At 50.1% G+C, this 12334-nt stretch carries 14 protein-coding genes; 12 read left to right on the forward strand and 2 right to left on the reverse strand.

Annotated elements, in window-relative coordinates:
- The first annotated feature begins 4 nt into the window (after positions 1 to 4).
- The 10 genes from B1728_RS20125 (at position 5) to B1728_RS20170 (ending at position 9802) form a co-directional block, all read left to right on the forward strand.
- Positions 5 to 562 (forward strand): nitroreductase family protein, encoded by a 558-nt coding sequence (locus B1728_RS20125; protein WP_079912182.1) that lies wholly within the window; start codon positions 5 to 7, stop codon positions 560 to 562.
- A gap of 115 nt (positions 563 to 677) precedes the next feature.
- Complete coding sequence (locus B1728_RS20130) at positions 678 to 944, forward strand: hypothetical protein (protein WP_079912183.1); 267 nt, start codon at positions 678 to 680, stop codon at positions 942 to 944.
- A gap of 76 nt (positions 945 to 1020) precedes the next feature.
- Entirely contained in the window at positions 1021 to 1851 is an 831-nt protein-coding gene (locus B1728_RS20135) for a sugar phosphate isomerase/epimerase family protein (protein ID WP_144027932.1), read from the forward strand.
- 5 nt (positions 1852 to 1856) lie between these two features.
- Positions 1857 to 2357, forward strand: a complete 501-nt coding sequence (locus B1728_RS20140) for a GNAT family N-acetyltransferase (protein ID WP_179136107.1) — start codon at positions 1857 to 1859, stop codon at positions 2355 to 2357.
- Between the two features lie 272 nt (positions 2358 to 2629).
- On the forward strand, positions 2630 to 3475 hold the full coding sequence (locus tag B1728_RS20145; RefSeq protein ID WP_079912186.1) for a class I SAM-dependent methyltransferase: 846 nt from the start codon (positions 2630 to 2632) through the stop codon (positions 3473 to 3475).
- Between the two features lie 4 nt (positions 3476 to 3479).
- Positions 3480 to 4712: an MFS transporter gene (locus B1728_RS20150; RefSeq protein WP_079912187.1), complete on the forward strand. Its 1233-nt coding sequence runs from the start codon at positions 3480 to 3482 to the stop codon at positions 4710 to 4712.
- Between the two features lie 318 nt (positions 4713 to 5030).
- Positions 5031 to 6440 (forward strand): MDR family MFS transporter, encoded by a 1410-nt coding sequence (locus B1728_RS20155; RefSeq protein WP_079912188.1) that lies wholly within the window; start codon positions 5031 to 5033, stop codon positions 6438 to 6440.
- Between the two features lie 130 nt (positions 6441 to 6570).
- A complete protein-coding gene (locus B1728_RS20160) occupies positions 6571 to 7554 on the forward strand; it encodes a ribose-phosphate diphosphokinase (RefSeq protein WP_079912189.1) in 984 nt (327 codons plus the stop codon).
- An 89-nt stretch (positions 7555 to 7643) separates the two neighbouring features.
- Positions 7644 to 8108: a GNAT family N-acetyltransferase gene (locus B1728_RS20165; protein WP_144027933.1), complete on the forward strand. Its 465-nt coding sequence runs from the start codon at positions 7644 to 7646 to the stop codon at positions 8106 to 8108.
- Positions 8109 to 8233: 125 nt separating this feature from the next.
- Positions 8234 to 9802: a VOC family protein gene (locus B1728_RS20170; RefSeq protein ID WP_179136108.1), complete on the forward strand. Its 1569-nt coding sequence runs from the start codon at positions 8234 to 8236 to the stop codon at positions 9800 to 9802.
- Between the two features lie 160 nt (positions 9803 to 9962).
- Here the strand turns inward: B1728_RS20170 and B1728_RS20175 are convergent, their stop codons facing one another.
- A complete protein-coding gene (locus tag B1728_RS20175) occupies positions 9963 to 10418 on the reverse strand; it encodes a GNAT family N-acetyltransferase (RefSeq protein ID WP_079912192.1) in 456 nt (151 codons plus the stop codon).
- 224 nt (positions 10419 to 10642) lie between these two features.
- Here B1728_RS20175 and B1728_RS36885 point away from each other — a divergent pair, with 224 nt between their 5' ends.
- A complete protein-coding gene (locus tag B1728_RS36885) occupies positions 10643 to 10777 on the forward strand; it encodes a hypothetical protein (protein WP_256865432.1) in 135 nt (44 codons plus the stop codon).
- Between the two features lie 166 nt (positions 10778 to 10943).
- Here the strand turns inward: B1728_RS36885 and B1728_RS20180 are convergent, their stop codons facing one another.
- Positions 10944 to 11333, reverse strand: coding sequence for an SET domain-containing protein (locus B1728_RS20180; RefSeq protein ID WP_079912193.1), 390 nt, complete (start codon positions 11331 to 11333; stop codon positions 10944 to 10946).
- A gap of 313 nt (positions 11334 to 11646) precedes the next feature.
- Between B1728_RS20180 and B1728_RS20185 the strand changes: the two genes are divergently transcribed.
- Positions 11647 to 12324: a type 1 glutamine amidotransferase gene (locus tag B1728_RS20185; protein ID WP_079912194.1), complete on the forward strand. Its 678-nt coding sequence runs from the start codon at positions 11647 to 11649 to the stop codon at positions 12322 to 12324.
- Positions 12325 to 12334: the final 10 nt, after the last annotated feature.

Here is a 12334-nt window from a genome sequence, read left to right on the forward strand (position 1 = left end):
CTGCATGTCTATTATGGAATTGCTGCAGCAGAGAAGAGCGGTGCGCAATGTACAGCCTGTAGAAGTAGAGGATGAGAAAATTCATGCCTTGCTTGCTGCGGCTACTTTGGCGCCGAATGACAGGCTTCGTGAGCCTTGGCATTTCTACGTGATTCGCGGAGAGGCGAAGCAGCGTTACGAAGCAGAAGCGCTTCAATACTTGGAGGAACGGTTTCCGACCAAGCCGAATCTGGTGAAGGAATCATTAAAGGTTTTGACGGCTACGCCGCTTGTCATTGCCGTTACGGCGGATGTCATTCCCGATGATCCTGCCTCCACCAAGGATAACGAGTATGCCGCTGCCTGTGCCATTCACTCGATGTGGCTGGCAGCCACGGAGATGGGGCTCGGCTTCGTATGGCGCACGCGCGGAATCGGCCTGGTTCATGACGACCGGATGCACCGGTTTATCGGCTCGCCGGAAAACAAGAAGGTGATCGGAACGATTTTCATCGGCTATCCGGCCGACACGCCTCCGGCGACTTCCAGAACCCCGCACAGCGATAAAACCACTTGGCTGTAAAACAGCGATTCTTACATTTTCCATAGGAAAACAGCATGTATAACCCTTTATTCCGTTTTTGGATAAAGGGTTTTATTTTTCAATAAAGAGGCTCGCTAAAGGAGAGAAAAATGGAGTGATTATCATCCTTTATTACTTAGGCTGGTTGTGGATGTTCCTATACGTAGCACTCGGCTGGGTAGCTGTTTCCATGGTCGGCTTCCGGTTCCAGGCTGTTTATTTTATATTGTGTGTTCTGCAAATGCTGGCTTTGGGCGCATATCAAATCTATTGGAAAGGATTGCGAACAAGAGATTATGTACTGACGGGTCTTATCTTGGCAGGTTTGTACGCAGAAATGAAGTGGGTGCTGGATATTGTGAAAATGGCATTTGGCAGCTAGCGGACAGAAGAAAAGTTCTCTTCGTTTCAATCGTATGGTACTATTGGATTTATATGGGTTGAAAGAGGTGAGGACTGTGGGCAAGCCGAAGTTCGGTGTTTCAGGAAGTACCATTTTATCCAACCCGGAACGTTTTGAAGAGCTATTTTGGGATGATATAGATCAGATTGAAATAGGAGAATTTCCTGACGAGCGGGCATTTGAACAATTTCTCGAATTGGCCCGGCAGAAGGGAGTGCCGTATGGCGTTCATTCTCCCCTGCTTCGCAGCGGGAGCAAATATGACTTGATTCAACACGTCTATATGGAGCCTGAGGAGGCGTGGAAGCGGCTGGAGGCCGAAGTCTGCCAATTGTCGCGGCTGGGTGCCCAATACGTTTTGGTCCATTTTCCCTATTTTAAAGAAGAGCTTCCCTCTACGGAAGACGATCATGTACTCATCGAACAAGGCTTGCAAAGATTACATTCGCTGCAGGAAAAGTATTCGATTCCTTTGGTGTGCGAGCCCAAGCTTGGATGGAACCGTTCTGCCGTCGGGATAGAGTATCTGCATCATTTTCCGGTTGAGGTGTGGGAGAAATACAGTATTTCCCTGTGCATCGATATTGGCGATTACCTTATGGCGACGGGAGATCGGATTCTCTCCTATCTGGCCAAGTGGAGGAACCACATCAAGTCGGTTCATCTGCATAATGTAGAGCTTGTGTCGGGGCATTACCACTGGATTCCCGTTCATCCGTCCCACGAAACGAATGGCAGGCAATATCCGATTCAAGAGCTGATTCGTTTTTTAGCCGAATGTGAGGATGTCGTCTTTATATTCGAGCATACGCCGCATGGCCAGCATGACAAAGCATTCATCCAAAGCGGCTATGAATGGATTCGCAAGCTTGCGGAGGGGAGATGACGCCTGTGGACTTAGAGGTCAGGAAGACAGCTTCGAACGAGCTGGAGGATTTCCTGTCCATTCTCCGGGAAGCGGCGTTATGGCTGAAGCAAGGCGGTCGGGAGATGTGGAGCGACAGTCAGCTGTCCGCAGAGAGACTGCTGAAGCATCATTCGCTAGACGATATGTACATAGGATATTGTAACGGTGAAGCGGCAGCCGCGATGATTCTCCAGGAGGAAGACGCTATGCTGTGGCCGGATTTGGAACAAAAGGACTCGTTGTTTGTGCACAAGCTTGCCGTTCGCAGGAAGTATGCCAAGCAAGGCGTGTCCGAGCATATGATGAATTGGGCCAAAGCTCACGCCGAACGCGCCGGCAAAGACTGGATCAGACTCGATTGTGCTGCGGATAGGCCTAAGCTATGCCAGTTTTACGAGAAGCAAGGCTTTAAGAGAGTAAGGGAAAGAGTTGTGCTCGGAAAATACCCTACCGCTTTTTATGAATTTCGCATTGTGACTACGTAGAAAGATACGTAATCTATGCAGAAAGGCTGTGAAAACGGATGATCTGGAAGGTTGGAGCCGTTGCAGCGCTTGCCGTGCTGCCGGCGTATTATTACTGGAAATACCGTCTGTGGAATAAACGGGTATAGAACCGCCCCTCCAAGGCGGTCTTTTATTGCCCGGGAAAAGGAAGATGAAGCTGTATCCGGCTGAATACAGGAACGCTTTTACTGCCGCAGGGCGAAAGGTCAAGCAGCACTAATGAGGAAACGGGGATGGGATGAAGATGACGGTTGTATGGTATAATAAATGTCCACGAATTTCCAGACGGCGAGGTGAATCTTCTGAGAAGAAATGAATCCTTCAATACGGACGCGCAGCTGTATGACGAAATGAGGCCTCCTTATGATTCATCGGTGATTGACTGGATCATGAACAAGACCGGGGTGACGGAGCGGGACCAGCTGATCGAGATAGGACCGGGTACGGGGCAGGCGACATTGCCGTTTGCCGAGCGCGGGCTTTCCATTCATTGCATCGAGCTTGGAGAGAAGCTTGCCGCTATCTTAAAGCGGAAGTGTGAGGGATATCCGCAAGTGACGGTAGACGTGAGCCCGTTTGAAACGTGGGAATCGGATACGGTACCCCAGCCCAGGCTGATCTATTCGGCTGCAGCCTTCCATTGGATAGATAAGCAGGTAAAGTATAAGAAATGCTCCGACCTGCTGGTGGACCATGGCTTTCTTGCCTTGATGTGGCACGAGCATACGGATGATACGCCGGATATCATAGTCAAGTCCTACGAACTGCTGGAGCGGTATTCGGACAAATCATTTCACTATCCATCCAGACAAGAGCGAAGGCAGAAGCGAATTAACGAGATCGATCATAGCGGTTACTTTACCTTCTGTGAGGCATTTGAGCACAAGTGGATGACGGAGCAAACACCGGACGAATATTTGCAAGCGTTTAAGACGCAATCCTCTTATTTATCGCTTGACGACTCTAGCAAAAAGCGGCTTTCAGAGGAATTGGCGAACCTGCTGGCCGGCTGCGATCAGCCCATCCGCAAGGCGTATGTGACCGCGGTATACTTGGCCCGGAAAAAGAGTCCGTCTTGTGTAGAAAGCGAGGCTTAGCGCTTTGGAAAAATACAGTCGCTACAATACGATACTGCTGCTTATCGTCGTCTTCGGAGGCTTTCTGATCTTCGGATTTTCGGAAAATATTAAAGGTCCGGCCATTCCCAGAATGCAGGCTGATTTCAGCTTGAATGAAGCGCAGCTGGGATGGCTCCTGGCCTTAAATTCGCTTGGCTATTTGGCGGCCTGCTCTTATACTTCTATTTTATCAAGGAAAATAGGGATCCGATGGACTGGAATCATCGCCTTTGTATCCATGGCAGTTTCGGGCGTATTGATGTATCTCTCCACCTCTTATCCTTTTTTGTCCGCCGCTTATTTTGTGATGTATCTGGGGAACGGGATGCTGGAAATCGGTCTTGCGATTATGGCGGCGCGTATCTTTACCAGGAATACGGGAATGATGATGAATCTCGCCCATTTCTTTTATGGACTCAGCTCGACGGTAGCCCCGATCATTGCGGCTTCCCTGATGGGATGGCATGTGATGGGTGGTGAGCTGGGGTGGCGCGGGATGTACCTGATCATGCTGTCTTTATCCTTGCTGCCCGTCATTCCTTCGCTGCTGGGCCGGTTTCCGACGGGGAATCAGGAGGAGGGGGCCAACAGCTCCTTTCGCGATCTGGTCGCTGATCCTGTCGCGTGGCTTATCGTCGCCGTCCTGTCCTTCGGGGTCGTATCGGAGCTTGCTGTCGGAAGCTGGCTGGTTTATTTCCTGGAAAGAGCATATGCATGGCCGATAGAGGACGCTTCACGCATGCTGTCGGTTTTCTTCCTTTTCTTTATGCTCTCCCGTTTATTTCTCGGACCTGTTACCGATAAGATCGGATATACGATGTCCATCATGATATTTTCCGCATTCTCAGGCCTCTGCAGCCTGGCGGCCATTGTACTCGGCGAAAAAGCAGCCATCCTGTTTGCCGTCGCCGGAATCGGCATTGCTCCGATCTATCCGACTGTGATGGCGCTGCTGGCCAAGCGATACGGGAAGGGCGTGGATACCGCGATCACGTTTACCGTTACGCTGATGGGAATTGCCAGTGTTATCGGCAATCTTCTGATAGGATATATCATCGATGGGGTCCGCAGTATGTTCTCTATGCGTGACACCGCGGACAGCCAGCTTATCGGGCTTCAGGCAGGGTACGGGTTTATAGCCGTACTGGCGCTCTTGTGCTCGGTTACCTGCGGGATTCTGTACCTGCGCCTGCGGGAGCAGAAGGAAGTCGTATAAAACGGGTAGATGAAGAGGAGATCTAGACCGTAATGAAGGAGAGGGCGACCGGATGAAGTCAGACCGTAACGCTGAACTCAATAAGGCAGCCAAGAAGGATGTACTGGGAGATGCTTTAGCCGATAGGCTTCCGCCGTTATCAATATTAAAGCTGCATAAATTTACCACCCCGGTCCCTGTACGAGCAGTTACAGCTGCTTCTCAAAATGAACCGGTATAACCCGGGTGGTTAAGGAGATATTAGAAAGAAATGGATGATGCTTATATGATGCCTTACGGGACTCAACGCGTTCAGTCAGACGAGAGGAGGCAGACGCTATGAATGCATATCAGCGCAAAATTACAGCAGCGTTATTAATCGCAACGTTTCTATCAGCTATTGAAGGAACGATCATCAGCTCTGCGATGCCCGCCATTGTTAAAAAGCTGGGAGGCATGGAGCTTATCAGCTGGGTGTTTGCCATCTACCTGCTAACATCGGCTGTCACCACTCCGATTTTCGGTAAATTAGCGGATCTTTTCGGCCGCAAAAAGGTGTTCCTAATCGGGACCTCCTTATTTTTGTTGGGCTCCATGCTGTGCGGACTTTCCCAGACGATGCAGCAGCTGATTTGGTTCCGCGCCATTCAAGGGATCGGAGCGGGGGCCGTGGTGCCGATTACCTTCACGATCATCGGCGATATTTTTACATTTGAACAGCGGTCCAAGGTACAGGGGATGTTCAGCTCGATATGGGGGATCGCCGGTATTTTCGGTCCGCTTGTCGGCGGCTTTCTCGTCGATTATGTCAGCTGGCATTGGATCTTTTACATGAATCTTCCTTTTGGAATCATCTCCATGTTCATTATCGCGAAGAGTCTGCAAGAAAATCTTGAAAAACGGAAGCGTAAAATCGATTACGGCGGGGCTGTAACCTTTACGGTCGGGACGACGGCGCTGCTCTATGCGCTGATTTCCGGCGGCAACGAGTTGTCGTGGAATTCCGCTCCAATGTATATTTTATTCGCGGTTTCGGTCGTATTTCTCATCTCGTTTGTTTGGATTCAGATGCGGCATCCGGAGCCAATGATCCCAGTACAATTGTTTCATCATCGGGAGGTTACGATTTCCAATGTCGTCTCGTTTCTGGCAAGCGGCATTCTGATCGGGATCACGGCTTATCTTCCTCTATGGATTCAAGGGGTTCTTCAGCAAGGAGCTATGTTCTCGGGATTCATTCTTATGCCGATGTCCATCGGATGGCCTATAGGCGCTATGGTTGGAAGCCGTCTCTTGCTCCGGCTGGGCTCCAGACTGATATCCCTGATGGGAATATTTCTTCTGGTTGTCAGCACTCTTTCCTTGACGTTTATAACCATTTCGACACCTAGCTGGGTTATCTTGATCATGATCTTTATATCAGGGCTTGGCTTCGGCTTATCGATGACGATTTTTACTATTGTGGTTCAATCTGCCGTGGGATGGAATTTGCGCGGGGTGGCTACATCCTCCAATACATTTCTGCGCACATTGGGGCAGACCTTGGGCGTTGCGGTGCTGGGAACGTTCCTGAATCAACGTATCGGAACTTACGCCAAAGCAGGCGAAGAGGTTCCTCCTGCCATTCTTGCCGGAGGCATTCATGGCGTGTTCTTGATTATTGCAGGACTAGCTGTCCTCAGCTTGCTTATTTCCTTCTGGATTCCCAAGTTTAAACCGGAGCAGGAGACGGAAAAAGCGAAAGCCTGACCGGCCAGCACAGCAGGAGGGTCCGTTCTTTGAAGCGGCGGCAATCGTTCATCATATTGTCACTCCATGATCTAGGTTTATATGGAATAATTATACATGAATTCAGCTGCAGCTAAATAAGGAGGGCCTTATGAAGATTGGTGAGATCAAAATATTCGCCGGAAGCTCCGGGAAAGCCTTTGCGGACAAGATGTGCCGGTATATGGGGGTCGAAGTCGGGCAATCGGAAACGTTGACCTTCTCCGAAGGCAACACCTTCGTAAGGATCAGGGAGACCGTTCGGGATAAGGACGTCTACCTGGTACAGTCCATCGGACTCAGGCCGAACGATGAATTTGTGGAGATCTTGTTTTGGGTCGATGCCTTCAAGAGAGCGAGCGCCAATACGGTGACGGTCATAATGCCCTACTTCAGCTACGCCAAGGGGGACAAGAAGGACGAGCCCCGAGTCTCCATCAGAGCCAGGGTATGCGCGGAAGCGATTGAAATGGCCGGCGCGGACCGGGTCGTTGCGATGGACCTGCACAGCCACCAAATCCAGGGCTTTTTCAAAAAGCCGGTAGACCATCTTTTTGCCCTGCCTGTACTATGTGAAACGATAGCCCGGATGCAATTAGCCGATCCGATTATCGTGTCTCCGGATGCGGGCTTTGCCAAGCAGGCGCGCAAATACGCAGATTACCTGGGTACGTCGCTTGCCATTGGGGACAAGACCCGGAAAGGTCATGATGAGAAAGCTGAGATTTTGGAGCTCATCGGTCATGTTGAGGGAAAAACGGCGATCATCGTCGATGATTTCTCCATTTCCGGCGGCACGTTGATCGAGCTTTCGAAGCTGTTGGTGGAACGGGGCGCAGCAAGAGTCCTCGCATGCTTATCGCATCTGGTTCTCAACGAAGCCGCCGTACGAAAAATCGACAACAGCCCCATCGAGCTCGTAATCAGCACCGATTCCGTGGACAACCCTCATCTGGTCCATTCCAACAAGTTTAAGCTGGTCTCCGTCGCGCCACTGTTCGGGGAGGCCATAAGCCGAATTCATAACCGGGAGTCCTTAAGCCCTTTGTTCGACAGGGTTCCCGATAAAGTCATCACCTGTTCCTTTGATCAATGATACGCAGCATATTGGAAGAGAGAGTTTGCCTATCTGTTTGGCAGGCTCTTTTTTTCACCACATGTACATATAAGAGGGGGGGATCGGATGTGAACGAAGTGATTATCCATAAGGCGGAGCAGCTGGATGGCTCGGAGCTAACCCGATTAGTAGAAGAGAGCACGGGGGAGGGCTTTCGACATCTTCAGCGGCTAATCCGCGATTATGAAAGCGGAATCAACACCTTCGATAAGCAGGGGGAGGCGCTCTTTCTCGCTTATTATCAAGGCGCTCTTGCCGGTGTATGCGGATTGAATCAGGATCCATATGCCTTGGACCAGCCGGTTGGCCGCGTTCGCCGTATGTATGTTTCAACAGGAAGCCGGAGACTCGGCATCGGAAGACGGTTGATGGAGGCCGTCATTGCGGAGGCAAGAAGTCATTACAGCATGCTGGTTCTAAGAACGGACAATCCGGAAGCGGATCGGTTTTATCGCTCTTTAGGCTTTAAGCCAGATGAAACGGCCGATCATTACAGTCATTACCTTCCATTAAAAGCTTGCGGGCTTGGCTAAGACGACCTGAAGCATGCTGCTTCCAAAGTTTCTGATAATTTTGGACATATCCCTTGCACTGATACTTCGTTATAATGGGTGACAAATCATACCAAATAAACAAAAGATTTGGAGGGAATCGGCCAATGGAACAAGGTGCAAGTCAAATGAACCGGCATGCTGAGGAGGATTATAAGCCTGCTGCGCTGCCGCACGCATTTAAGATAATACACGGCAGCCTGTTTCCGACCAAGGGAGACCATGCTGTTTCAACAGCGGGCTCGCTGCAATTGCTTAGAAGCTTCAAGGCCGCAGCTATCCGCTGCCAGGGGTTGGGGCGCTTCGAGACATTGATTCCCGAAGCAGCCAAACGTTGGCGCGAAAAGCTGGATAAGGTGCCGAACCGGATTCACCCGGAGCTGCATTTCGGCCTAGCTCCCTGCTCCGTATCACAGGATTCGGCTGAGACCCATACCTACTATTTGGCCGTGGAGGTGAGCAGCTTTGAAGGGCTGCCGGAGGAGTTCGAGCGCATTGAGGTTCGGGCGGATCACTACGCAGTGGTTCGAAAAGAACCAGGGCAGGATGTGAAGGACATCTATGCTGCCGCTCATAAATTCATCCGGAACGAACAGAAAAGGATGGCGCCCAAGGATGCGGAGCCGTTAGCTTACCAGCTTGAAATTTTTTACGAAAGCATGGAAGCGTACGGGGAGAGATTGTCAGGGGCTGCGGGCCGCCCGTTCGTCATGGATATATGTATTCCTGTAGAGGATAGTGAAGGCTACCGTCCAACATCCGTTCCATCCGTTTTCAAAGTCCTGCATCAGCCGCTTGATGACACAGATACGGACTCGGTTGACAGGTCAACGGCGACAGAGGGGCCAGCTCCCATAGAGCGTTTCGTTCCGCAGATTGTCTTCGACGGCGGGACGGTTACAACGACATTGGAAGAGCATGAAGAGATGATCGCCTGGCTTGAGCGACATGCCGGTTGGAAAATAGCCCAGCAGGAGAACTGGAAGCCTGTCCCTCAGGCAGCGGTCGGTAAAATGACCCATATGGGTTGGGGAGTCTGGATCGAGTCCGGCAGCTCATCCGAAGGAGAGCCTGTTCCTGCCGCAGCTAAAGGACCCTTCGATCCATTCGCCCGCTGGTGCTGGAGGACCGGGAATGTGCAGGAAAAACGCCAGGAGCTAATGGCAAACGGCGTTCGGGTAAGCGAGCTGTACAGAGACCCAGAGGGCTTAGAAAGCTTTGATTTCTGGGCCGGCCCTAAAGAGATGCTGCTGACGGCCATAGAGGATCCGGCATGGAAGGAGTCTTCTCTCGCCGACGCGAACCGGTTCCGGATTACAGTCCGGCATTTGCAGAAGTCGATGGAGTGGTACCACAATTACATTGGAATGGAAACGGTAACAGATCGTTCCGAGCATGGATACGCGGTCATGAAGCTTGGCATCAATTACCATCCGGATGGACAATCCCGATGGCTATTGGAAGAGGACCCTAGCCGTCCCGAAACCGGCCCCGTCGATGGGCTGTTCCGAACCCGGTGCATCATTTCTAGCCGGGAGTCGTTCTTCAAGTATCACCAGTTTCTGAGGGATAGCGGAGTTGAGGTTTCGGAAGTCACAGGGTTTCTTCAGCGTGGCCGCGTCTGCTTCCATCTGTATGATCCGGACGGCAACCGGTTTGATGTTAGCAGCTTTTAGTATGCTGTATATGGATGAAAAACGAAGTTCGGGTTACGATCTGTTAAGTTGTTCCTACTGGAACCAGGAATAAAGACATTGTATAACGAGCTAGAAGGGGGTGCCGTGGCAGCTCCTTCTTCACTCTCATAAACATCACCCCATAACTGCCCAGGCGTAGTCAGGGCTGCACGGAGAAGTCGTATTTCATCAGCTTGAAGCGGATGCCGTGAGGCTCATACAGCTTATGGTCCAGCCATGGGGAAGCTTCCAGGAAACCAAGGCTGCTCCAGAAATCTATGGATAGGTTCCGCGAGTGCAGCTCAACCGTAGTGATGCTCGTCTGTTGTTTGATGTACGCGGCGATTCCTTCCCATAGACGGCGTCCGATTCCCTTCTTGCGATGCTGTGATGAGACTGCGGCAAACCGGATTTCGGCCGTTGTCCCGTTCATGAACAAGACCATGGCTCCAACCACGTCCTCCTCCTCCGTGCAGACAAAGCCAACCTCATCTCCTTCCATAGAGAGCGCTTGTCTTGTTTCTCTTCCCATTCCCAGCGGCTTCCACATCTCGTTATACAGCAGGTCTTCCATCTTCTCTTTTAAAGTTTTGTTATCGACGATACCTACGCGCATGTCTGATCGGCTCCTTTTTTATAGACCATGGCTTCCAGCATATATGTATGTGCTTGCTCCGATAAGCAGTACGCGTACTGGCTTCTTTTCAAGATAAGGCATGTTGTTGTAAAAGCGGCGGATATTGTTTAGAAAAGCTGGAATTCAGGTAATAGTAATGTATAGAAATTAGAGATTGTGAGAATAATAGATTACTAGAGAGGAAAAGAAGGGAGGGGAACCGAATGAAGAGTCCAACCAATCAAGCTGCGGCACACAGCAATCGTTACTATTTCTTAATGTACATAAAAACCGGCGATAAGAAGTATCTAATGCGGATTTTACCTATGGAGCTTGAACAGAAAGCATCCTTTGCCTAGAAAAGCTTTATGGTTAGAATAAAGAGCCCGTGAAAAAGACCTTTCCTCTGTCAGAAAAGGTCTTTTTTGACGTTCGGGGCTCCCTGCAAAGCACCTGAATCAGCATAGAAGCCGAGGCCCACTGAATCCAGGTACAGCGGTTCTTTTTTGCAGGCAGGGTGAGGGGTTACTCGGCGGACGATTTCTCATCAAACCAAAGAGGATCGTCGCAATCGACTTCCCCGTTGTAATTGATTAAGATTTCCTCCCCGGCCTTGATGTCCGTATACGCATAGAAATCAACCGTATGGTTGTCGAAGTTCAGCTCGTAATAGGCATTAGGCTCATAAGCGTGATTAAACAGCATGCCATAGCCCAGAAGGATAGCGGAATGATGGGCACCGTACTCAAATGCGTAATCCGCAAGCAAGGTTTTCTCAATGTGAACATGCTCTTCGTTAGGGTAAGGAATAACAGGCGCCTCGTGGATCAGAGACCCTTTGGCTATATCACAAGTTGCAAAAACCCCTCTATTGAATTCTCCGTCGCTAAGTTTGGAAGTCTTGATCTCAATCATGGTAGTCACCTGCACGATCTATAGTCTATGAAAAGTCTGAAGATTGGACAATCAGGAAGAACAATATCATGTTACCCCATATCCGAACCTTATTACAATAGAATACCAAAAACATGCAAGTAACTCCAATTTTAAATGACGTGTTATATGTATGTTATGTTATGTGATATAAATGTTAGTTTTTTACTTAATTATCGTTAGTTTTGGTGGCTATTCAATATATTATGTTAGATTTATTGACAAAAACGACATGAGTCCGGTAAAATACGTTCAAGACCTTTAAAGTTTATAGAGAAAAGGGAGGTTTTGTTACATGAGGATGCTGCTGCTGAAGCATTTTGACTTCGATGACCCGTCGTATTTCATCTCTTGGGCAGGGCAGCATGAAGCTGAATTGACGATTCTGTTTCCTCCCGACGGATTTCACGCACCTGCCATGGATTCCTTTGATCTCATGATCATATTAGGCGGCCCCATGAGTGCCTATCAGGATAATGAGTATCCTTGGCTGCAGAGCGAGAAGGCGTTCATTCGGGAGGCGGTCGAATCGGGGAGGAAGGTGCTCGGAATATGCCTCGGGGCCCAAATGCTGGCGGAAGTGTTGGGAGGACGGGTGTACCGCAGCCCTCATAAAGAGATCGGTTGGCATCAGGTAAAGCGGAACGGCACCCAGCATCCTTTATTGGAGGGAGTTCCGGACGATTTTTACTCCTTTCATTGGCACGGTGATTGCTTTGATATTCCCGCGGGGGCGGTTTCGCTGGCTTCGTCGGAAGCATGCAGGCATCAGGCGTTTACTTATGGGGAACACGTTCTTGGTCTTCAATTCCATCTGGAAACGACGGAAGGCTGCATGACGACGATGCTGGAGAGATGGCAGCATGAATTGGTGGAGGCACCGTGGATACAGAAAGCGGAGCGCATCTTTGAACAGACAGAGCGGACACAAGCTTCCAAAGCACTATTGCATCAAATTCTTAACAACTATTAAATTTACCAGC

The organism is Paenibacillus sp. 32352 (genome assembly GCF_002042965.1).
Classification (GTDB): Bacteria; Bacillota; Bacilli; order Paenibacillales; family NBRC-103111; genus Paenibacillus_S; species Paenibacillus_S vulneris.

What these genes read in the sequence shown, in the direction of transcription:
- B1728_RS36885 (WP_256865432.1), top strand. Translation starts at nt 10,643, where the DNA reads ATGAAGAGTCCAACCAATCAAGCTGCGGCACACAGCAATCGTTACTAT.
- B1728_RS20180 (WP_079912193.1), bottom strand. Translation starts at nt 11,333, where the DNA reads ATGATTGAGATCAAGACTTCCAAACTTAGCGACGGAGAATTCAATAGA.
- B1728_RS20185 (WP_079912194.1), top strand. Translation starts at nt 11,647, where the DNA reads ATGAGGATGCTGCTGCTGAAGCATTTTGACTTCGATGACCCGTCGTAT.
- B1728_RS20125 (WP_079912182.1), top strand. Translation starts at nt 5, where the DNA reads ATGTCTATTATGGAATTGCTGCAGCAGAGAAGAGCGGTGCGCAATGTA.
- B1728_RS20175 (WP_079912192.1), bottom strand. Translation starts at nt 10,418, where the DNA reads ATGCGCGTAGGTATCGTCGATAACAAAACTTTAAAAGAGAAGATGGAA.
- B1728_RS20155 (WP_079912188.1), top strand. Translation starts at nt 5,031, where the DNA reads ATGAATGCATATCAGCGCAAAATTACAGCAGCGTTATTAATCGCAACG.
- B1728_RS20160 (WP_079912189.1), top strand. Translation starts at nt 6,571, where the DNA reads ATGAAGATTGGTGAGATCAAAATATTCGCCGGAAGCTCCGGGAAAGCC.
- B1728_RS20170 (WP_179136108.1), top strand. Translation starts at nt 8,234, where the DNA reads ATGGAACAAGGTGCAAGTCAAATGAACCGGCATGCTGAGGAGGATTAT.